Source organism: Xanthomonas cannabis (assembly GCF_040616535.1).
GTDB classification, from domain to species: domain Bacteria; phylum Pseudomonadota; class Gammaproteobacteria; order Xanthomonadales; family Xanthomonadaceae; genus Xanthomonas; species Xanthomonas cannabis.
On sequence record NZ_CP136580.1, the window covers coordinates 1069775 to 1090078 of the forward strand.

Sequence of the window (20304 nt, forward strand, 5' to 3'; positions counted from 1 at the left end):
TCATTCGCGCTTGCCTGCTGCCGGCCTCTACAACGCAGGGCCGCTTCAGATGCGGGCATGTGCATGCGGGCTTGACCTGGCCCATGGCATGCTCGCCCCTTCTTTCAACGGAATCGCCTGCATGCCTGTCCTGATTCGCGCCCTGGTGTTGCTGATCCTGACCGCGTCGCTGTCCGGTTGCGGCTATAACGCGATCCAGCAGAAGGAAGAAGGCGTCAAGGCCGGTTGGTCGGAGGTGCTCAATCAATATCAGCGCCGCGCCGATCTGATTCCCAATCTGGTGCGCACCGTGCAGGGCTACGCGCAGCAGGAGCGTCAGGTGCTGACCGAGGTGACCAATGCGCGTGCGCGGGTTGGTCAGATCCAGGTCAATGCCGATGACGAGGCCTCGCTGAAGCAATTCCAGCAGGCCCAGGGCGAACTCGGGAGTGCACTGTCGCGGCTGCTGGTGGTCAGCGAAAACTATCCGCAGCTCAAGTCCGACCAGTCTTTCCGCGACCTGCAGGTGCAGCTGGAAGGCACCGAGAACCGCATCACCGTGGCGCGCGGCCGGTATATCCAGACGGTGCAGGACTACAACACCTATATCCGTTCGTTCCCGCAGGTGATCACCGCCAAGATCTTCGGCTACCAGCCCAAGCCGAATTTCAGCGTGGAGAACGAAGCGCAGATCTCGCGCGCCCCGCAGGTGGATTTCGGTAACCAGCAGGCGCCGCAGCAACAGCCGGCGCCGCAGCCTGCACAGTAATCTGCAGCCCGCGCAGTAATCGCCCTTCTCCCTGCGGGAGAGGGGTTGGGGTGAGGGTACGGCGCGAAGCTTCTGTGTCCTCCCATTGCACGTGGCTTCGCTCGCACCCTCATCCGCCTCTCGGGGCACCTTCGAGAAGGGAACGACTGAGCTGTTTTACGGCGTCAAATCGACAAGAGTCTGCAAAACGAATTTGCAAACCGTGTCCGAGCAGGCTATGAGCCCCTCTCCCCTCGGGAGAGGGGTTGAGGTGAGGGTACGGAGCGAAGCCTCCATGGTGTCGCGCTGCACGTGGCTTTGCGCGGACCCTCATCCGCCCATTTGGGACACTTTCCCCACAAGGGAGGACGGTGCCTCGATGGAGGAAGGAAACGACTGAGTTTCAGTACGCATCAGGTAGGAGTCGGCAATGCGGCGAACGTCTTTGAGAGCAGTGTGGATGATGATGGTGTTGCTGCTGCTGCCGGCATCGCTGCTGGCGCAGGATCTGGCTGCCATCCCGCCGCTGCGTTCGCCGGTCGTCGATGTCACCGGTACGCTGGATGCCGCACAGATCCAGCAACTGGAGCAACAGGCGCTGGCCCTGCAGCAACGCAAGGGCGCGCAGCTGCAGATCCTGATCGTGCCGACCACCCAGCCGGAGGCGATCGAGCAATACACCCAGCGCGTATTCGACCAGTGGAAAATCGGCCGCAAGGGCGTGGACGATGGCGTGCTGCTGCTGGTTGCCAAGGACGACCGTCGCGTGCGTATCCAGCCCGGGTACGGTCTGGAGGGCGCCATCCCCGACATCGTGGCCAACCGCGTCATCCAGGAATATCTGGCACCGCGCTTTCGCGAGGGCGACTACGGCGGCGGTATCCGTGATGCAACGGCGACGCTGGCCGGACTGATCGAAGGCGAGGCGCTGCCGGCGCCGGTCAGCGGGCACGAGGGCGGTGCCGGCGCTGGCGCCAGTGGGGGCTGGATCATGGCGCTGTTCATCGGCTTCGTGGTGGCGATGGTGGCGCGCGGGATCCTTGGCGCGTTGCCGCGCCCGTTGCGTGCCGTGCTGACCGGGGTGGCCGCTGGTGGCGCGGCCTTGCTGTTCACCTCGTTGCTGTTCGCCAGCGCAGGCGCTGCGGTGATCGGGCTGTTGGCGGGGCTGGCCTCCGGCTCGCCGGGACGCTTCGTCGGCGGTGGCGGCTGGGGCGGTGGCGGCTTTGGAGGGTTCGGGGGCGGTGGCCGCGGTGGCTTTGGCGGCGGCGGCTGGGGTGGCGGCGGTGGATCATCGGGAGGCGGTGGCGCCTCGGGGAGCTGGTAATGCGACTGCTCAGGCATCTGTTCGCGCCCTCGGCGCAGCATCGGTTTCCCGCCAGGTGCATGGAGACAATCACTGCCGCCGTGGCCGACAGCGAGCGCAGCCACACTGGCCAGATCATGGTGGCGGTGGAGGCGGACCTGCCGCTGGGGGCGCTGTGGCGCGGGCAAACGGCCCGCCAGCGCGCCGAGCAGGCGTTCGCGCAGCTGCGTGCCTGGGACACAGAAGGCAATAACGGCGTGCTGGTCTATCTGCTGCTGGCCGACCATGCCATCGAGGTGGTGGCCGACCGCGGCCTGCGCAGCCAGGTGCCGCAGGCGCAGTGGGACGAGGTGTGCCGGCGCATGCAGCAGTTCCTGCGCGAGGGGCAGTACGAGGTGGCGGTGCTGGCAGGCATCGAGGCAGTGACCGAGCTGCTGGTCGCTCACTTCCCGCGCGGCACCGACACGTCGCATGAAGACGAGCTGCCCAACCGGCCCCAGCTTTTAGGCTGAGCGCGTCCAAGGTGTCAGAATAGCGGCCTCGCTCTATGTGATCCGCGGTCCGCATGATCTATCTGCACGCCATCGACCCCATCGCCTTCTCGCTCGGCCCGGTGCAGGTGCACTGGTACGGCTTGATGTATCTGGCGGCGTTCTTCTCGGCCTGGGCGCTGGGTCGCTCGCGCATCCTGCGCGGCCGCCTGCCCGGGGTGGACATGGACGGTTTCTCCGACCTGCTGTTCTACGGCATGCTCGGCGTAGTGCTGGGCGGGCGCATCGGCTACATGTTGTTCTATGCCTTCGATACCTTCCTGGCCAACCCGCTGATCCTGTTCAAGGTGTGGGAAGGCGGCATGAGCTTCCACGGCGGCCTGCTCGGCGTGCTGATCGCGTGCTGGCTGTGGGCACGCAAGCACCGGCTGCATTTCTTCGATGTCATGGATTTTGTCGCGCCGCTGGTGCCGCTGGGCCTTGGGTTCGGGAGGCTGGGCAACTTCGTCGGCGGCGAGTTGTGGGGCAAGTTCACGCAGGCCGGTTGGGGCGTGATCTTTCCGCATGCGCCGGAGCTTGCCAACCAGTTGCCGGCGCAGATCCAGGCGCAGTACGCCGCCGGCGCATTGAATCAGTTTGCACGCCATCCCTCGCAGCTTTACGAAGCGGCGCTGGAAGGCGTGGTGATGTTCGTGGTGCTGTGGGCGTTCTCCATGAAGCCGCGCGCCCGTTACGCGGTGTCGGGCCTGTTCGCGCTGCTGTACGGCGTGTTCCGCTTCATCGTGGAGTTCGTGCGCGTGCCGGACGCGCCGATCGGCTACCTGGCCTTCAACTGGCTGACGATGGGGCAGATCCTGAGCCTGCCGTTGATTGCCGTGGGCCTGGTGTTGCTGGCGATGTCGCGCCGCGCGCCGGTGCTGCAGCCGGTGGTTGCAGCACCGGCCGCGGCGGAGGCGGTCAAGTGAGGCCGTATCTGGATCTGCTGCGGCATGTGCTGGAACACGGCGCCGAGAAGTCCGACCGCACCGGCACCGGCACGCGCAGCGTGTTCGGCTGGCAGATGCGCTTCGACCTCAACGACGGCTTTCCGCTGGTCACCACCAAGAAGCTGCATCTGCGCTCGATCATTCACGAGCTGCTGTGGTTCCTGCAGGGCGATACCAACATCGGGTATCTGAAAGACAACCAAGTGCGCATCTGGGACGAATGGGCCGACGCCAATGGCGACCTGGGTCCGGTGTACGGCAAGCAATGGCGACGCTGGACCGGCCCGGACGGCGTCGAGATCGATCAGATGCAATGGCTGGTGGACGAGATCAAGCGCAACCCGGATTCGCGTCGGTTGGTGATCAGCGCCTGGAATGTGGGCGAATTGCCGCAGATGGCGCTGATGCCGTGCCACAGCCTGTTCCAGTTCTACGTGGTGAACGGCAAGCTCAGTTGCCAGCTGTACCAGCGCAGTGGCGACATTTTTCTGGGCGTGCCGTTCAATATCGCCAGCTATGCGTTGCTGACCCACATGGTGGCGCAGGCCACCGGCCTGGGCGTGGGCGATTTCGTGCATACGCTGGGCGATGCGCATCTGTATTCGAATCACTTCGAACAGGCGCGCGAGCAGCTGACGCGCACACCGCGCGCGCTGCCCAGCTTGCGCCTGAATCCGGAGGTGACCGACCTGTTCGCGTTCCGCTTCGAAGACATCGCCATCGAAGGCTACGACCCGCATCCGGCGATCAAGGCGCCGGTGGCGGTATGAAGGGCCGGGACCCGGGACCCGGGACCCGGGGCGCGCGAACGGCGACTGCAACTGCAATTGCAACGACCGGCAGTGCTGCGAACGTTACGGATGCGGCGGACCCGGCATTGGGCGGCACCTCGCTTTCCGGGTCCCGGGTCCCGGGTCCCGGGTCACGGGCGTCCCATCCGCGCATTTCGCTGATCGTCGCCCTCGACCGCAACAACGCCATTGGCCGCGACAACGACCTGCCGTGGAAATTGCCCGATGACCTCAAGCGTTTCAAGGCGCTGACGTTGGGCAAGCCGATCCTGATGGGGCGCAAGACGGCGCAGTCGCTGGGACGTGCGCTGCCGGGGCGGTTGAACCTGGTGCTGACGCGCTCGGGGCAGGTGCCGTTCGAGGGCATGCAGGCGGTGGCATCGGTGGAGCAGGCCATCGAACGTGCCGCGCATGAGGGCGCGCAGGCGCTGTGCGTGATCGGTGGCGGGGAGGTGTATCGGCTGACCTTGGAACATGCCGATCTGCTGGCAGTGACCGAAGTGGATACCGTGGTCGCCGGCGCCGACACGCATTTCCCGCCGATCGATCCCGCCGTGTGGGAACCGGTACAGCGCCAGGCGCATGCGGCCGACGAGCGCCATGCGTTTGCGTTCGAGTACGTGGACTACCGGCGCCGCTGAGCCTTGGCCGTTGCGCTGCGACCTTGCTGTTGCAGCATGCGCGCTCAGCCGTGCCGGTGGCTCGGCACCGTCATCCTGCGCCGGGCAGGCGCACCTCAGCCGGAGCGCGTGTTAACGACCAGTTCGCCCCGCGCGATCAGCCGTGCACGCACGACGTTGCGGCTGACTCCCAACAGTGCAGCTGTCCTGACCTGATTCTGGTCGCAGTGCCGATAGGCCGCACGGAACAGCTGCTCTTCGACCGTTGCGTGCAATGCGGCGTCGCCTGTCTCGAACAGTCTGGCAAAGGCCCGTGCAAGCAGCGCCTGGCCATCCGTGGGCAGCTCGTCACCGAGACGGGAGGGCAGGCGCTGTGGCGGCAGCTGGATGTCCTCGGCGCGGACCACGCCGTCGCGGTGCATCAGCAAGGCGTGGTGGATGACGGGGGCGAACGTGCGTTGCGCGATACGCGCGATTGCGTGCAGCAGATCACGCCATCAGCGCAGCATCGGCGGCTCAGGAATAGAAGCTCGGGGTGGGCGCCTGTTGCCGCAGTGCCCACTCACCGAGCTCGCGCACCTTGTAGTCGACCGGGTCGTGCAAGGTCTGGGTGCGCAGGTTGCGCCAGTAGCGGTCCAGCCGCAGTGCCGCATGCGTGGCACGCGCGCCGGTCACGTCGAACAGTTTGCTGCACACCTCCAGCCCGACACGCGTGCTGGCGACCTTTGCGGCGGCCACCGCCACGGCGACCTGTGCGCGTTCTTCGCGGCCCAGCGCATGCTCCTTGCGCCAGGCGGCGTCGAGCAATTCGGCAGCCCGCCCGGCCAGCAGGCGGGCGCTTTCCAGGCCCAGCCAGAAGTCGCCGTAATGGGCCAGGATGTACGGATCGTCGCTGGCCTGCTCCACCCCGGAGCGATGCCACGGCCGCGTTTCGGTCAAGGTATAGCGGCGTGCCTCCTCGAACGCGCCTTCGGTGATGCCGAGGAAGACATGCGCAAACATCAGCTGCGCGAGCAACGGGCGCAGACACGCAAACGGCGTACTCAAGGGGCCGGGATCCAGCAGCAGTTCGTTCTCTTCCACGCGCACACGCTCGAAGGTGGTGCTGCCGCTGTCGGTCTGGCGCTGGCCGATGTTGTCCCAGTCGTGACCCAGCGTAATGCCGCTGCGCGCGGTAGGAATCGCACCGATCAACAGCTTGCCGCTGCGTTCGTCCAGCGCCGAGGCGATCAGCATCTGCGAATCGATGGCGCCGGAACAGAAACTCTTCCTGCCGGAAAACTCGCGCCAGCCATCGCATTGCGCAGCCACTGTGCGCGTATCCAGCGGGTTGAGCGCGTTGCCCCAGAACCAGTGTTTGCGCGCGGTCTGCTCCAGCCAGGGCTGCCACTGCGCCTGCTGGCCGAACAGGCGCACGGTGGCCAGCATCAGGTGGTGGAAGCCGAACACATGCGCGATCGAACTATCGACCCGGGCGAACTCGCGCACGACCGTCAGCACCTCGCTCCAGCTGGCGCCCAGCCCGCCATACTGCACCGGGATGCTCAGGCCGAGCAGCCCGCTGGCGCGTAGCGCATCGCGCTCGGCCTTGGGCGTGCCGCCACGTGCATCGCGTTCGACTGCCGTGGCGGCAAACTCGCTCGCCAGGCGCCGCGCGGTGTGCAGCGGATCGAGCAGGGTCGGTTGCGGTCGGCGGTCGGTCATGCGGGGATCTCGTTCAAGACGTAAAGGGTGAGCCGTGGCGGGGCTGGCAATCGATTCGGCAGCGCATGCGGTCACTGCCCAGCAGCGACGGATGCACCTGAGGACGGGCCAGCGGCTACAGCACGTGGATGTCGTGCAGCGCGGCCAGCAGTGCCTGCCGCGCCTGATGTAGCGCTGGCGCATGGTCCTGGCGGTGGCGCGGACGCGGTGTGTCCAGCACCTGCGTCTGCACGATCGACCCGGGGTGACCGCCGATGACGATGGCGCGGTCGCTCAGATAGGCGGCCTCCTCGATATCGTGGGTCACCAGCAACACGGTGAAGCCGTGCTCGTGGGCCAGCCGCAGCAGCAGGTCCTGCAGCTTGATGCGGGTGAAGGCATCCACCGCGCTGAAGGGCTCGTCCAGCAACAGTACCTGCGGCTGCCGATACAGCCCGCGCGCCAGTGCCACCCGCTGCGCCTGGCCGCCGGACAACTGCTTGGGTAAGGCGGTTGCGTGGTCGAGCAGGCCGACCTCGGCCAGTAATTGCTGCACACGCGGCGATTGCCGTGCAGCGGCTGGCGACAGCCCAGTGTCGTCGGCGAAGGCGACATTGGCGGCCACATCCAGCCAGGGCAACAGACGTGGTTCCTGGAAGATGAAGCCGATGCGGCGGTCGGCGCCCTGCACGCGCACGCCGTCCAGCACCACCTCGCCGGTGTAATCGCGTTCCAGGCCGGACACGATGCGCAGCAAGGTGCTTTTGCCGCAGCCGCTGGCGCCGATCAGGCTCAGGATCTGGCCGGGTGCCACGCGCAGGTCGATATCCTGCAGAACGCTGCGCTGGCCGAAGCGCTTGGCCGCAATCCGGATCTGCAGGCCGGCACTCATGCGTCGTGTGCCGCGCGCAGGTGGGCGTGGCTGTTCTGCAGGTTGTCGCGCCAGTGCAGCGTGCGCGTCTCGATCGCCTTGAGCGCGCCGTCGCTGAGTTTGCCGAGCAGTGCCAGCAACACGATGGCACCGATTACGATGTCCGGGCGCGAGGTTTCGCGTCCATCGCTCAGCAGATAGCCCAGCCCCCGCGTGGCGGCGATCAGTTCGGCGGCGACCAGAAACATCCAGGCCAGGCTCAGGCTGGTGCGCAGCCCGGTGAAGATCGATGGCAGCGCGGCCGGAAGCAGGATCCTCCGTACCAGCCGCAGCTTGGACAGTCCGTAGCTTTCGCCAAGTTCCACCAGCGTGCGGTCGACCTGGCGCAGCCCGGTTACCACGCCCAGATACACCGGGAAAAACGCGCCGATGGCGATCAGGGTGATCTTGGGTGCTTCGTCGATCCCCATCCACAGCAGCAGCAACGGCACCCAGGCCAGGCTGGGCACCGCGCGCAACGCCTGGAAGCTGGGGTCGAGCAGGCGTTCCAGCCAGCGGCTCAAGCCCACCCCCACGCCGACCAGCACGCCGAGTCCGGCGCCGATCGTGAAGCCCGCCAGCACGCGCAACACGCTGGCGCCGATATGACTGGCCAAGCCACGGCCCGCCTCGTCGGCGAGCGTGCTCAGGATCTGGCTTGGCGGCGGCAGCAGGTAGCGCGGCGTCCAGCCGAACGCAGCGGCCAATTCAATAGCGGCGAAGAAGCTGAGCGGCAGGAGCCAGCCAAGGCTGCTGGCCGGCAGCCTGAGTCGCGGCCGCGATGGCGTGCCGGCCAGCGTGCGGGAAACGCGCAAGGAGGTCTCGTTCATGGCCGCGCTCAGCCCTGCGCCACGTGTGCGCGTTTGGCGTAGCTGGCATCGATCAGCGTGGCCAGCACCTTGCTCAGATCGGTGCCGGGCCGGACCAGACCTTCTTCGAGCAGGATCGGCGCAGCGCTCTGCAAGGCGGCATGTTGCTCGGCGCCGATCAGCGGACGACTGAAGTCGTTGCGCTGCAGCTGTAGCTTGGCCACCGGCAGCGAGACGCGGGCCTCCTCGGCGATCAGGCCGACCAGCGCGTCGGGATGCTCGATGGCCCAGCGGCGCGCCTTTTCATAGGCCTGCAGCACCAGCGGAATCTGCGCCGGGTAGGCCGCAGCAAACGCCTCGCTGGTGTTCAGGAAACCGTACGAATTGAAGGCCACGTTACGGTAGATCAAGCGTGAGCCGGCTTCGATCTGGCTGGCCGCCAGGTGCGGATCCAGGCCCGACCAGGCGTCCACATCGCCACGCTCCAGCGCGGTACGGCCATCGGCATGCTGCAGATGGACGATGTTCACCGCGTTCTTGTCCAGCCCCGCCTGGCGGAGCGCACGCAGCAGGAAGAGATAGGCATCGGTGCCCTTGGTTGCCGCGATCCGCTTGCCTTTGAGCTCGGCCACGCGCTGGATCGGCGAACGCTTGCCGACGGCCAGTGCAACCCACTCCGGCCGGGAATAGACGTAGACCGCCTTGACCGGATTGCCGTTGGCGCGCGCCAGCAAGGCGGCCAGGCCAGCGGTGCTGGCGAAATCGATGCTGTTGCCGGCCAGGTATTCGAGTGCGCGGTTGCTGCCGGCCGACAGCACCCAGGTCACCTCGGTGTCCTGCGCCTTAAGCGCTTGTTCCAGCCAACCGAAGTGCTTGAGCACCAGCGAAGTGGGCGAGTAATAGGCATAGTCCAGGCGCAGTTGCTTGGGAACTGCGGGCTTGGCTTGCGCGAATGCGGCGCGCGGCAACAGCGGCGAACTGCCGAGCGCGACGCCGGCGAGAGTTCCGAGTTTGAGCAGGTTGCGACGCTTCATGAGGGCTCCAGTCAGCGCGCCGAAGCGCGTGGCACGATGGTGTTGGCGATGACTTCGCCGAAGGGCCCGCTCAGTGCCTGGCCAGGAAGTTTTTGTTTGACCGCGCGCGGCAGCAGCGGGAATACCAGCTCGGCGAAACGGTAGGCCTCTTCCAGATGCGGGTAGCCCGAGAAGATGAAGGTGTCGATGCCGAGCGCGGCGTATTCCTCGATCCGCCTGGCCACGGTCTGCGGGTCGCCCACCAGCGCGGTGCCGGCACCGCCGCGCACCAGGCCGACGCCGGCCCACAGGTTGGGACTGACTTCCAGATCGGCGCGTGTCCGGCGCTGACCGCGGCCGTGCAGTGCAGCCATGCGTCGCTGGCCCACCGAATCCATGCGCGCAAACGCACTCTGCGCGCGCTCCACGGTTTCGTCGTCGAGATGACTGATCAGCGATTCCGCCGCCGCCCATGCTGCCTCGTCGGTTTCGCGCACGATCACGTGCAGGCGGATGCCGAAGGTGAGCGTGCGCCCGAGCGCAGCGGCCTTGCTGCGCACCGAGGCGATCTTTTCCGCCACCGCTTCCGGCGGCTCGCCCCAGGTCAGGTAGGTATCCACCTGCTCGGCCGCCAGATCGTGCGCGGCATCGGACGAGCCACCGAACCAGACCGGCGGATACGGCGTCTGCACCGTGGGATACAGCAGCTTGGCCGCCTTGACCTGCAGGTGTTTGCCATCGAAGTCGTAGCTCTCGCCGGTGTGGCTGTGGGCGATGATCTCGCGCCAGATCCGGATGAATTCGGCTGAGGCTTCGTAACGTTCGGCGTGGTCCAGGAACACGCCATCGCCTTCCAGCTCGCCGCGGTCGCCACCGGTGACCAGATTCACCAGCAAGCGCCCACCGGAGAGCCGGTCGAAGCTGGCCGCCGTGCGCGCGGCCAGCGCCGGTGCCATCAACCCCGGGCGCAGCGCGACCAGGAACTTCAACCGACGCGTGGCATTGATCAGGCTGGAGGCAATCACCCACGGGTCCTCGCACGAGCGCCCGGTGGGAATCAGCACACCTTCGTAGCCCAGCGTGTCGGCAGCGACCGCCACCTGGGTGACGTACTCGGCACTGACCTGGCGTGCGCCGTCGCTGGTGCCCAGATAGCGGCTGTCGCCGTGGGTGGGGATGAACCAGAACATCTGCATCGTGGTGTCCTCAGGCGTGGATCGGTTGAGCGCTTCCTGCGTTTCAGCGCGCGTGCCGCTCAGGCGGTGCACACCGCTGGCGACTGGTTCAGGCAATACGCAATAGCGCATCCGGTCGCGCACCAAGCACGCCGGCGGCACGTTCTGCGGCCAGCGCGATGCGCTCACGCAGCGCCGGATTGCTCACCCGGTAATCTTGAAAATCCGCTTCGGCGGCATAGATGCCGACCGGCAGGGCCAGTGCCTGGAAGAAGGCGAACAACGGGCGCAGCTGGTGGTCGATCACCAGCGCATGCCGCTCACTGCCGCCGGTGGCGGCGAGCAGGACGGGCGTATCGATCAAGGCGCTGATGTCGATGAGATCGAACAGATGCTTCAGCAGCCCTGGATAGGAACCGCGATATACCGGTGCGACCACCAGCAACAGATCCGCGGCCTCGATCTGGCGCAGTGCGTGTTCGGTGTGCTCGTCCAGTTCGTTGCGCCACAGTGCTGCACCCAGCGGCCGGGCGATATCGCCCAGGTGCACGATGCTGGGCTTGATCGCAATGCGTTGGGCCAGTGCGGCCAGGGTCGCCTCGGTCAGCGCAAGGCTGCGCGACGGACGGGCCGAGCTGCCGGAGACAGCGACAACATTCAACGGAGTGCGCATGCAAAGGTTCCTATGGTGCGGCGGCCCAGGTCACGGCAAAGCGGTATCCCGTCCCGGCAGCCCCACTGTTGCGATGGAGGCAGAATGTGCTGCGTTGCCACTGTGCGTGCGCAAGCAGCCAGCGATTTCAATCTGCCTGCCGGACCCAAGCGATGGCAATGCCTTGGCGCCTGTAAATGCCCGATGGCTTAGGAGGTTTGAGAATGACGTGATGAAAAAGTGCACGACTCAACGGAATCGCGCTGTTTCGCGCGCGTTTCCTCATACCTCTCGATGCATCAGGAAAGTGCGTCAGGAAATAAGCGCGTCATAACTGTTTGTGGAAAAACATCTCCGCAGCAGTGTGTTGGATATCACTCGATGAATAACCGCAGACGGTTGCAGGCCCGATCGTTGGAAATGCCATCCAGCCAGCCAGAGAGAAATTCGAAACAGAGATGCAAAGCGAATAGTGTTCTATTCAAACCATGAGGCGTGATGTGTTGCGATTCGCACGGAGTGATGGCGCCGCATATCGCGGCGCTGCACGTAGTGCCGGCACGATCGTTCGCGCCTCACCCAGCGAAGGACCTGGCTGCGTCATCCGCTACAGCCGCCATGCGAGTGCCGCAATGGCATGACCATTTACTCGGTCGGCGCAGTCTGCGGCAGAGCTGCAATGACGCGATTGCCTCAAGGTTCCGGCACGCGGGACATCAGCAATTGATGCCGGCCTAGAACCTGAACCAGATCTAGGCGCAAGCCTGGTGACCCTTACGTTCTTCCGCGCATCGAAACGTCGGAATGCTACGCACGCGAAGCGTGCGTCCTGAGTCACAGGCCGCACGCTGCTGCATGCGGCGCGCATCGCGCGACCTTGCGATAGTCAGCCAGACGCGCGTCGTGCCGCACGCCTCGCTGGCGGATCATTCCGTCGCCGGTGTGGCCGGCCGGTTGGGCGCCGTTGTGTTGTCGGCCCCCGTGTTCGCGCCACCGCCACCGCCATTGCCATGGCCCCGTCCACGGCCACGCCCGCGCTGGCGGCCCTGGCCTTCGCGCGGGCGCCGCGGCGCATGCGCTGCCGGTGCTGCCGGAGTGGGGACTTCGCGCCCGGGGACCTGCACGACGCGTAGTTCGTCGGTGTCCAGCTGCAGGGCGGTGAGCTTGCCGCCCCACACCGCGCCGGTATCGATGGCGTGCACGCCCTGGGTGATCGTCAGGCCCAGCGCCGACCAATGCCCGCAGACGATCTTCAGATCGCGTTCGACCCGGCCGGGCACTTCGAACCAGGGATACAGGCCCTGCGCCTGGGTGCCCGGCGTGCCCTTGTCGTCGGTGGCGATCCGCCCGCGCGGGGTGCAATAGCGCATGCGCGTGAACAGGTTGATGATCGCGCGGCTGCGCTCATAGCCGCTCAGCCCCGGCGACCAGCCGGGCTGATCGCCGTACATGTTGCGCAACAGCTTGCGATAACCGCCGCCCTGCAACTGCTGCTCGACTTCGCGGGCATGTTTCTCGGCCATCTGGGTGGTCCACTTCGGGGCCAGCCCGGCATGGATCATCATCCAGCCCAGCTCGCGATCCACATGCGCCAGCTTCTGCATGCGCAGCCAGTCCAGCAGCACGTCGCGGTCCTCGGCCAGCACGATGCGCTGCAGGTCCGGGTTGACCTTGCGCTGCTCCTCTTCCGAGCGTGCACCGATCGCCAGCAGCGAGAGGTCGTGATTGCCCAGCACCACCACGCTATGCGCGCGCAGCGAATGCACCAGGCGCAACGTCTCCAGCGATTGCCCGCCACGGTTGACCAGGTCGCCGCAGAACCACAGCGTGTCCCGCGCCGGGTCGAAGTTCACCTTTTCCAGCAGGCGCTGGGTGATGTCGTAACACCCCTGCAGGTCGCCAATTGCCCAGACGCTCATCGCGCGCGCTCCATCAATCCAGCAGTCATCAGTGCAGCGTCCTGGGTACGCTCAGCACGAAGGCGGCGATCGGGGCGGTGAATTCGGTGCCATCGTCGGCCACCATGTCGTAGTGGCCCTGCATCTGGCCCTGTTCGGTTTCCAGCAACACCCCGGAGGTGTACTGGAAGGCTTCGCCGGGACGCAGCCAGGGTTGTTCGCCGACCACGCCTTCGCCATCGACCTGTTCGGTGCGACCGTTGGCATCGGTGATCTTCCAGTGGCGCGCCACCAGGCGCGCAGGCACCGCGCCCGCATTCTGGATACGGATGCTGTAGGCGAAGGCGTAACGGCCTTCTTCCGGGGTCGATTGGTGGGCGAGGAAGCGCGGCGAGACCTCGACCTCGACCCGATAGCGTGGATCATCGTGCATGGGAAAAGTCTAAATAAACCACTGTGGGAGCGGTGCTCAAGCCAGCTCGACATTGGCCAGCCGGATGAAATCGGCGACCTCGAGCTGCTCGGCGCGGGCATCCGGACGCACGCCGGCGGCCTCGAAATGCGCTGGTTCGCACACATTGGACAAGGCATTGCGCAGGGTCTTGCGGCGCTGCCCGAAACCGGCGCGCACCACATCGGCGAAGCGGCGGCGGTCCTTGATCTGCACCGTGGCCGGGTCGCGCGGCACCAGCCGCACCACGGCCGAGTCCACCTTCGGCGGCGGCCGGAACGCGCCTGGGGGCACCACGAACAACGCGGTGACCTCGCAGTACGCCTGCAGCATCACGCTCAGCCGGCCATAGACCTTGCTGCCGGGACCGGCCGCCATGCGGTCGACCACTTCCTTCTGCAGCATGAAATGCATGTCGGCCACGGCCGCGGCATGGTCCAGCGCATGAAACAGGATCGGCGAGGAAATGTTGTAGGGCAGGTTGCCGACCAGGCGGATCGGCGTGCCGTCGGCCAGTGCGGTGAAATCCACGCTGAGCACGTCGCGATGAATGATGCTCAGCGCGCCGATCGGCGGTGCAGCGTCGGTCAATGGAGCGATCAGGTCGCGATCGAACTCGATCACGGTCAACGCGCCATGGGTGCGTAGCAGCGGGAAGGTGATGGCGCCCTGACCGGGGCCGATTTCGACCAGATGCTGGCCGGCGCGCGGGCCCACCGCCTGCACGATTCGGTCGATGTAATACCGGTCGGCAAGAAAGTGCTGGCCAAGCGACTTCTTGGCCGGTGCGCTGAAGGAAGAATTCATCTGCGCAGTTTAACGGAGCCGGCGGCTGCACGCCGTGTGGTGCGACGTGCGCGGCGTGTGCCGCCACGGCCAGTGACGCGCACGCAGCTTCGCAATGTCCTGCCGGGATGGTGGCTCAGCCGCGCGCCGCCAGCCGCGCGCACAACGCCGTGGCGGCCATCAGGCTGGACGGGTCGGCGGTGCCGCGTCCGGCCAGTTCCAGCGCGGTGCCGTGATCCACCGCCACGCGCGGGTAGGGCAGGCCCAGGGTGATGTTCACCGCCTGCTCGAAACCGCTGTACTTCAGCACCGGCAGGCCCTGGTCGTGGTACATCGCCACCACCGCGTCGAAGCCGCTCAGTTTTTGCGGCAGGAAGGCAGTGTCTGCCGGCAATGGCCCGATCAGCTGCAGGCCCTCGCCGCGCAGCTGCTGCAGAACCGGAATGATCACATCCAGTTCCTCGCGGCCCAGGTGGCCGTCCTCGCCCGCATGCGGGTTGAGGCCGAGCACGGCAATACGCGGCGTCGGCAGGCCGAAGTCGCGCTGCAAGGCGGTATGGGTGATGCGCAGGCACTGCACCAGCGCGTCGGCGCTGATCGCATCGGCGACCGCGCGTAGCGGCAGGTGCGTGGTCACCAGCGCTACGCGCACGATGCTGTTGGCCAGCATCATCACCACCGGGCAGCCGGCCTGTTCGGCCAGCAATTCAGTGGTGCCGGTATAGGCGATGCCGCCAGCGTTGATGACCGCCTTGTGCACCGGGCCGGTCACGATGCCTTGCAGGCGCCCGGCTAGACAGTCGCCGGCGGCCGTGCGCAGGGCGGCAATCACCGCGGCGGCATTGGCGGGATCGGCGTGGCCGAAGCGGGTCGGCACCGCCTGTCGAACCGGAAACAACGGCAGGTCGCCGGGGCGACGCGCCGGCTGGTCCGGATCGAGCAGGCGCACACACAGCGACAGCGCCTGTGCGGCGCTGTGCAGGGTGTCAGGATCGGCGTAGGCGATCAGGTGAGCATCCGTGCGTGGCCGTTGGGCGAGCCGCACACACAGTTCCGGCCCGACCCCGGCCGGCTCGCCCGGCACCAGCGCGAGCGAGGGGACCCCCATCGGCTCAGCGCGCCGGCTGTGCCGGCGGCGGGGTCGGAGCGGCCGGTTCGGCCGGCTTGGTCGGCTCGGCAGTGGCATTGCCGTCGGCACGATCACCGGTGCGGTAGCTCACGTACGCTTCGCCACGCAGTTCCTGCAGGTAGCGGTTGTATTCCTCTTCCAGCTTGCGGCGACCGATCGTTTCACGGATCTGCGCACGCTGGTTTTCGGAACTGACATCGGTCTGGCGGCTGCCGACGCGCTGCACGATATGCCAGCCGGCCTGGGTACGGAACGGCTCGGACACGGCGCCATCGGCCAGGCTCTCGACCTGCTTGCCGAAGTCCGGGCCGAACGCATCGGCCGGGAACCAGCCCAGGTCGCCGCCCTGGCTGCGGCTGTTGGTGTCCTCGGAGGATTCCTTGGCCGTCGCCTGGAAGTCAGCGCCGCCCGCGATGCGGGCGCGCAGCGTGTCGATCTTGGCCTTGGCCTGCGCGTCGGTCTGGTTGTCGCCGATGCGGACCAGGATGTGGCGCGCGTTGTACTCGGTGACCATCTTCTTCTCGCCGCCGGCATTGGCGTCGCGCATTTCCACCAGCTTGAGCAACTGGAAACCGCTGGGGCCACGCAGCGGGCCGGCCACCTGGCCAGGCTGCATGTCGCGAATGAGCTGGGCAAACGCGTTGGGAATCTCGTCCAGGCTGCGCCAGCCCAGGTCACCGCCTTCCAGCGCATTCGGGCTATCCGAATAACGCACCGCCGCTGCCGAGAAATCCAGCTCGCCCTTGTCGATCAACGCCTTGACGCCATCGACCTTCTTCTGGCCGGTGGCGATCTGATCGGCGGTCGCGCCTTCGGGCAGGCCGACCAGGATGTGGGCCAAATGATACTGGCTGCCGGTCGTGGCCTGCTGGGCCAGCGCGGTATCCACTTCGCCTTCGCTCACGCTGATGCGGCTCTGCGCAAAGCTCTGACGCAGGCGCTGCACGATGATCTCCTCGCGCACCGACGAGCGGAAGTCGCCGTACGCCATTCCGTCGGCCGCCAGCTTCTGACGCAGGCCATCGACGGTGGTGCCGTTCTGCTGGGCGATGCTGGCGATGGCGCGGTTGAGCTCCTCGTCGCTGACGCGGATCCCGCTGCCATCGGCACGGCCCACCTGCAGCTTGACCAGGACCAGGCGCTCGAGCACCTGACGCTGCAGGACATCGTCCGGCGGCAGCTGGTTTTCGCGGCCCGCATATTGCGACTTGACGTTGCGCACAGCGCGATCGAGCTCGCTCTGCAGCACCACGTCTTCGTCCACGATGGCGGCGATACGATCCAGCGGCTGGGATTGCTGCGCCGAGGCCAGCGGCGAGACCGTGCTGGTGATCACCAGCAGCGAGGCAAGAAGAACAGAGAAAGGCTTGGTCATGGAATCAGGTTCGGATCGTAATCGTCCGGATTGCTCGTGGTGTTGGTGTTGCTGGGCGGGACCAGGTACAGGTCGTCGCGGTAATAGCCGAGAATAGCACGGCGCAAAGTGCGGTCCGTGTTCTGGCCAAACGAGCTCAAGCCCTTGAGCACGAACTCGAACTGGATGGAGTTGTCCATCTCTCCGTCGCGGTTGCGCACGAACCGGCGTACCAGCGCGCGGACCGCCAGGCAGCAGCTGTCCCACTGCACGCCGCCGATGATTTCCAGCGGCTTGCGATCCAGCAGCGAGTAGTAATAACGGCCAACCGCACTCCAGGTGGGGTTGATCGGGTACAGGAACGAGAAGTCGGCCTGCTTGAGCTGGTCGCTGTCGTCGATCAGGTTGCGGCGGTAGCGGTAGGCCAGATTGATGATGCCATCGTTATTGAGCAGGTAGCGCGTACGCAGGCTGGCCAGATCTTCCTTGCGTGAGTTGGGGTTCCACTGATACGTGGCGCCCATCGACCAGCGGTCGTTGATCGAGTAATTGCCATCGACCACCCAGGCAGATTTGCCCTGCTCGATCGGCTGCTCGCTACCGCCGGTGGCGGCATTGGTACTGTTGTTAATGGTGACCAGTGAATCGTTGAAGTACAGGATTTGGCCCGCGCTCAGCGAGAGCTTCTCGCGGCCATTGTCCTGTCGCAGCCAACGTGACGTTACGGCCAGGGTCAGCTGATTGGCATCGTTCTGGCGGTCGGCGCCGGTGTAACGGGTGTCGCGGAACAGCTGTCCATAGCTAAATGTGAACGGACGGGTGTCGAATACCGGCAGGTCGTCCTGATCGCGATACGGCACATACAGGTAGTACATGCGCGGCTCCAACGTATTGAGATAGTTGGTGCCAAAAAGCGAGGTCTCGCGATCGAAATACAGACCGGCGTCCACCGACGCGATCGGCAGGCTGCGCGAAGGCGAGCGATCGCCGGTCAACGGCGCGGTGTTGGCCAGCGTGGAATCCAGCTGATATGCGGTGTAGCGCCACGCTACGGTGGGCGTCAGAAACCATGCCGCGCCGGATAGCGGCATGGAGATATAGGGTTTGACATCCAGGCGCGCGCCGTTGCCGTAGTCCTTGTTGCGGATATTGGTGCGGACGTAATCGTCGTCGTCGTCATTTCCGCTGTTGCTGCCATTGATGGGTGGCCTGACGAAGTAAGAGTCGTCGTGGGTGAAGCGCACCGCTTCGGCATACACGCCAGCCTCGAAAATGCCGAAGGGCTTTTCCCAGGTGAAATACGCGCGCGGCTGCCGGTTGTAGGGCAGCGCCTGCTCGTCCAGGGTGTAGTCAGTCAACTGCCAACGATCGGCCATCAGGCCGGCTGTCCAGGTTTCACCGGTGCCGTAGATGCCGATGGTGCTCTGCAGGCTGGAGGCCGAGCCCATGCCGTTCAGGCGGCTGGTGAAGTCCTCCACATAGCGCGTGTCGCTGACCCAGGAGATGCTGCTACGCGCCTGCCAGTGATCATTGATGTTGTGATAACCGGTGTAGAAGACGCTGCCGCGGTCTTTCTTGCGCAGGTTGTCATTGGGCAGGTAATTGCCGGTGATCTCACCGCGACCGCCCTCGTAGAGGTAACGGAATTCGGTGCCGAACATGAAACCGCGCTTGCTCATGTAGCGCGGCAGCAGGGTGGCATCGTAGTTCGGCGCCAGGTTCAGGTAGATCGGCTGCAGGTAGTCGAAGCCATTGCGGCCGGACAGGCCGAACTGCGGAAACAGCAGGCCGGTCTGACGGCGGTCGTCGATCGGGAACTTGAACCAAGGGAAGTACAGCACCGGCACCTTGCCGATCTGCAGCACGGCATTGCGTGCCGTGCCGAAGCCTTCTTCATTGTCGACGTCGATCTCGGGCGCACGCACGCGCCAGATCGGCTGCGACGGATCGCAGGTGGTATAGGTCGAGCGATGCATCTGGCCGACCTGGCCCTGCAGGTCCACAGATTCCGCACCGCCGTTGCCGCGCCGGTCCACCAGTTGGTACTGGATGTTGGTGACCTTGTGGGCGTCGGTGTCCTGATTGCCCTCGGCACGGTCGGCAATCATCCGGAACGAGCTGTCCTGGTACCGCACGTTGCCTTCGGCGATGTAGTTGCCGGTCTCGGTGTCCATGCGCAGGTTGTCAGCACCCAGGAACTGGTCGCCGCGCTTGAGCGCCACGTTGCCCTGGTATTGCGGAGTGGTACTGGTCCCGGACAGCTGGTCGCCTTCGATGTCGGTCGGCAACTGCGGGCGTATCTCGGCCGCCTTGGGGTCTGCGGCGGGCGCGCCGTCGAAGCCGGGTAGCGGGTCCACGGCCGGGCACAATCCCCAGTTCAACGGCTTGTCGGCAGCCATGGCCGGGAGGCAGATGGCAATGCTCAAGGGCAGGGGCAGCAGGCGGAGAGCTCGGCGCACGCGTGGTTCAACCAATAAAATGGCGACTAGCTTGCCGTATACCCCGCATAGGGGCAATGAAGAGCAGCTGCGCCGCGCGGGCGAGGTTCATCGCCGGCGGCCGCGCGCCCGGCGTGCCGACGGGGTCAGCGCAGGGCGGCGACGTGGGCCACGCTGCTCTCGCGCAACGCCTGCAGGTCGTATCCGCCTTCCAGCATGGACACCACCCGACCGCGCGCATGGCGCTCGGCCAGGGTGCGCAGCGCGCCGGTCAGCCAGGCGAAATCGTCGTCGTCCAGCATCAGGTCGGCCAGCGGATCGCGCAGGTGCGCATCGAAACCGGCCGAGATCAGGATCAGCTGCGGGCGGAAGGCATCGATCAGCGGCAGCATCTCGTCTTCCCAGACATTGCGGAAGCGCAGCCCGTCGCTGCCCGGCGGCAGCAGCAGGTTGTGGACGTTGCCGACGCCGCGTTCGTGGACGCTGCCCGAGTGTGGATAGAGCCCGGACTGATGGGTGCTCAGATACTGCACGGCCGGGTCGCGCTCGAAGATCGCCTGCGTGCCGTTGCCGTGGTGGACGTCGAAATCGACGATGGTGATCCGCTCCAGCCCATGGCGGTCGCGCGCATGGGCGGCGGCCACGGCGATGTTGTTGAACAGGCAAAAGCCCATCGACACCTGCGCGGTGGCGTGGTGGCCGGGCGGGCGCACTGCGCAGAAGGCAGTGCGGGTCTGGTCCTGCATGACCGCGTCCACCGCGGCGATGCCGGCGCCGGCGGCGCGCAGGGCGGCCGCGCGCGAGGCAGGCACCATCCGCGTGTCCACGTCCAGTTGGCGATAGCCGTCGAAAGCGGTTTCCAGCACCGCGTCCACCTGCTCGCGCTCATGCACGCGGCACAGGTCGCCCAGCTTGGCCAGGGGCGCCTCGCGCCAGTCCAGGTCCGGAAAGGCGGCGCGCAGGGCGTCGACCACCGCTTCCAGGCGGGCGGGGCTTTCAGGATGCTCGGGGCCGGCGTCGTGACCGAGGCAGGCGGGATGGGTAAAGACCAACATGGGACGACTCTAGCCTCTCCGCCGTGCCGGGCA

The 20304-nt window shown here is 66.1% G+C and carries 20 protein-coding genes; 6 read left to right on the top strand and 14 right to left on the bottom strand.

The features are described from left to right. The first annotated feature begins 121 nt into the window (after positions 1 to 121). The 6 genes from RZV17_RS04415 (at position 122) to RZV17_RS04440 (ending at position 4939) form a co-directional block, all read left to right on the top strand. On the top strand, positions 122 to 748 hold the full coding sequence (locus tag RZV17_RS04415) for a LemA family protein (RefSeq protein WP_064630950.1): 627 nt from the start codon (positions 122 to 124) through the stop codon (positions 746 to 748). 409 nt (positions 749 to 1157) lie between these two features. Next, entirely contained in the window at positions 1158 to 2051 is an 894-nt protein-coding gene (locus RZV17_RS04420; protein WP_166743940.1) for a YgcG family protein, read from the top strand. Next, on the top strand, positions 2051 to 2542 hold the full coding sequence (locus tag RZV17_RS04425; RefSeq protein ID WP_355607557.1) for a TPM domain-containing protein: 492 nt from the start codon (positions 2051 to 2053) through the stop codon (positions 2540 to 2542). Before RZV17_RS04420 ends, RZV17_RS04425 begins: the two co-directional genes overlap by 1 nt. Before the next feature lie 53 nt (positions 2543 to 2595). Then, on the top strand, positions 2596 to 3486 hold the full coding sequence (gene lgt / locus RZV17_RS04430) for a prolipoprotein diacylglyceryl transferase (protein WP_355607560.1): 891 nt from the start codon (positions 2596 to 2598) through the stop codon (positions 3484 to 3486). Beyond that, complete coding sequence (locus RZV17_RS04435; protein ID WP_355607563.1) at positions 3483 to 4277, top strand: thymidylate synthase; 795 nt, start codon at positions 3483 to 3485, stop codon at positions 4275 to 4277. The genes lgt and RZV17_RS04435 overlap by 4 nt, the downstream gene beginning before the upstream one ends. A gap of 173 nt (positions 4278 to 4450) precedes the next feature. Next, positions 4451 to 4939 (top strand): dihydrofolate reductase, encoded by a 489-nt coding sequence (locus RZV17_RS04440; protein ID WP_355609183.1) that lies wholly within the window; start codon positions 4451 to 4453, stop codon positions 4937 to 4939. Between the two features lie 95 nt (positions 4940 to 5034). On the opposite strand, the gene RZV17_RS04445 is transcribed toward RZV17_RS04440, so the two are convergent. The 14 genes from RZV17_RS04445 to RZV17_RS04510 form a co-directional block, all read right to left on the bottom strand. Then, positions 5035 to 5340 carry a hypothetical protein gene (locus RZV17_RS04445; RefSeq protein WP_355607566.1) on the bottom strand — a complete coding sequence of 102 codons (306 nt, stop codon included), beginning with the start codon at positions 5338 to 5340 and terminating at the stop codon, positions 5035 to 5037. A gap of 94 nt (positions 5341 to 5434) precedes the next feature. Continuing rightward, on the bottom strand, positions 5435 to 6622 hold the full coding sequence (locus RZV17_RS04450; RefSeq protein WP_355607569.1) for an acyl-CoA dehydrogenase family protein: 1188 nt from the start codon (positions 6620 to 6622) through the stop codon (positions 5435 to 5437). Positions 6623 to 6737: 115 nt separating this feature from the next. Continuing rightward, the gene (locus RZV17_RS04455; protein ID WP_166743947.1) at positions 6738 to 7493 is read right to left on the bottom strand and encodes an ABC transporter ATP-binding protein; all 756 of its coding nucleotides are present in this window, start codon (positions 7491 to 7493) and stop codon (positions 6738 to 6740) included. Further along, the gene (locus RZV17_RS04460) at positions 7490 to 8341 is read right to left on the bottom strand and encodes an ABC transporter permease (RefSeq protein WP_166743948.1); all 852 of its coding nucleotides are present in this window, start codon (positions 8339 to 8341) and stop codon (positions 7490 to 7492) included. Before RZV17_RS04460 ends, RZV17_RS04455 begins: the two co-directional genes overlap by 4 nt. 8 nt (positions 8342 to 8349) lie before the next feature. Beyond that, on the bottom strand, positions 8350 to 9354 hold the full coding sequence (locus RZV17_RS04465) for an aliphatic sulfonate ABC transporter substrate-binding protein (RefSeq protein ID WP_166743949.1): 1005 nt from the start codon (positions 9352 to 9354) through the stop codon (positions 8350 to 8352). Between the two features lie 11 nt (positions 9355 to 9365). Next, positions 9366 to 10529 carry an FMNH2-dependent alkanesulfonate monooxygenase gene (gene ssuD / locus RZV17_RS04470; protein ID WP_166743950.1) on the bottom strand — a complete coding sequence of 388 codons (1164 nt, stop codon included), beginning with the start codon at positions 10527 to 10529 and terminating at the stop codon, positions 9366 to 9368. A gap of 88 nt (positions 10530 to 10617) precedes the next feature. After that, entirely contained in the window at positions 10618 to 11181 is a 564-nt protein-coding gene (gene msuE, locus RZV17_RS04475; RefSeq protein ID WP_355607574.1) for an FMN reductase, read from the bottom strand. A 905-nt stretch (positions 11182 to 12086) separates the two neighbouring features. After that, positions 12087 to 13079, bottom strand: a complete 993-nt coding sequence (locus RZV17_RS04480) for a symmetrical bis(5'-nucleosyl)-tetraphosphatase (RefSeq protein WP_104580915.1) — start codon at positions 13077 to 13079, stop codon at positions 12087 to 12089. A 28-nt stretch (positions 13080 to 13107) separates the two neighbouring features. After that, a complete protein-coding gene (gene apaG, locus RZV17_RS04485) occupies positions 13108 to 13491 on the bottom strand; it encodes a Co2+/Mg2+ efflux protein ApaG (RefSeq protein WP_039413027.1) in 384 nt (127 codons plus the stop codon). Positions 13492 to 13527: 36 nt separating this feature from the next. After that, the gene (gene rsmA / locus RZV17_RS04490; RefSeq protein WP_355607578.1) at positions 13528 to 14316 is read right to left on the bottom strand and encodes a 16S rRNA (adenine(1518)-N(6)/adenine(1519)-N(6))-dimethyltransferase RsmA; all 789 of its coding nucleotides are present in this window, start codon (positions 14314 to 14316) and stop codon (positions 13528 to 13530) included. Positions 14317 to 14431: 115 nt separating this feature from the next. Then, positions 14432 to 15403 (bottom strand): 4-hydroxythreonine-4-phosphate dehydrogenase PdxA, encoded by a 972-nt coding sequence (gene pdxA, locus RZV17_RS04495; protein WP_355607581.1) that lies wholly within the window; start codon positions 15401 to 15403, stop codon positions 14432 to 14434. 4 nt (positions 15404 to 15407) lie between these two features. After that, entirely contained in the window at positions 15408 to 16799 is a 1392-nt protein-coding gene (locus RZV17_RS04500; RefSeq protein ID WP_104580912.1) for a peptidylprolyl isomerase, read from the bottom strand. After that, positions 16796 to 19237, bottom strand: a complete 2442-nt coding sequence (gene lptD / locus RZV17_RS04505) for an LPS-assembly protein LptD (protein ID WP_355607584.1) — start codon at positions 19235 to 19237, stop codon at positions 16796 to 16798. The genes RZV17_RS04500 and lptD overlap by 4 nt, the downstream gene beginning before the upstream one ends. A 125-nt stretch (positions 19238 to 19362) precedes the next feature. Continuing rightward, the gene (locus RZV17_RS04510; protein ID WP_039413038.1) at positions 19363 to 20271 is read right to left on the bottom strand and encodes a histone deacetylase family protein; all 909 of its coding nucleotides are present in this window, start codon (positions 20269 to 20271) and stop codon (positions 19363 to 19365) included. Between the last annotated feature and the right edge of the window lie 33 nt (positions 20272 to 20304).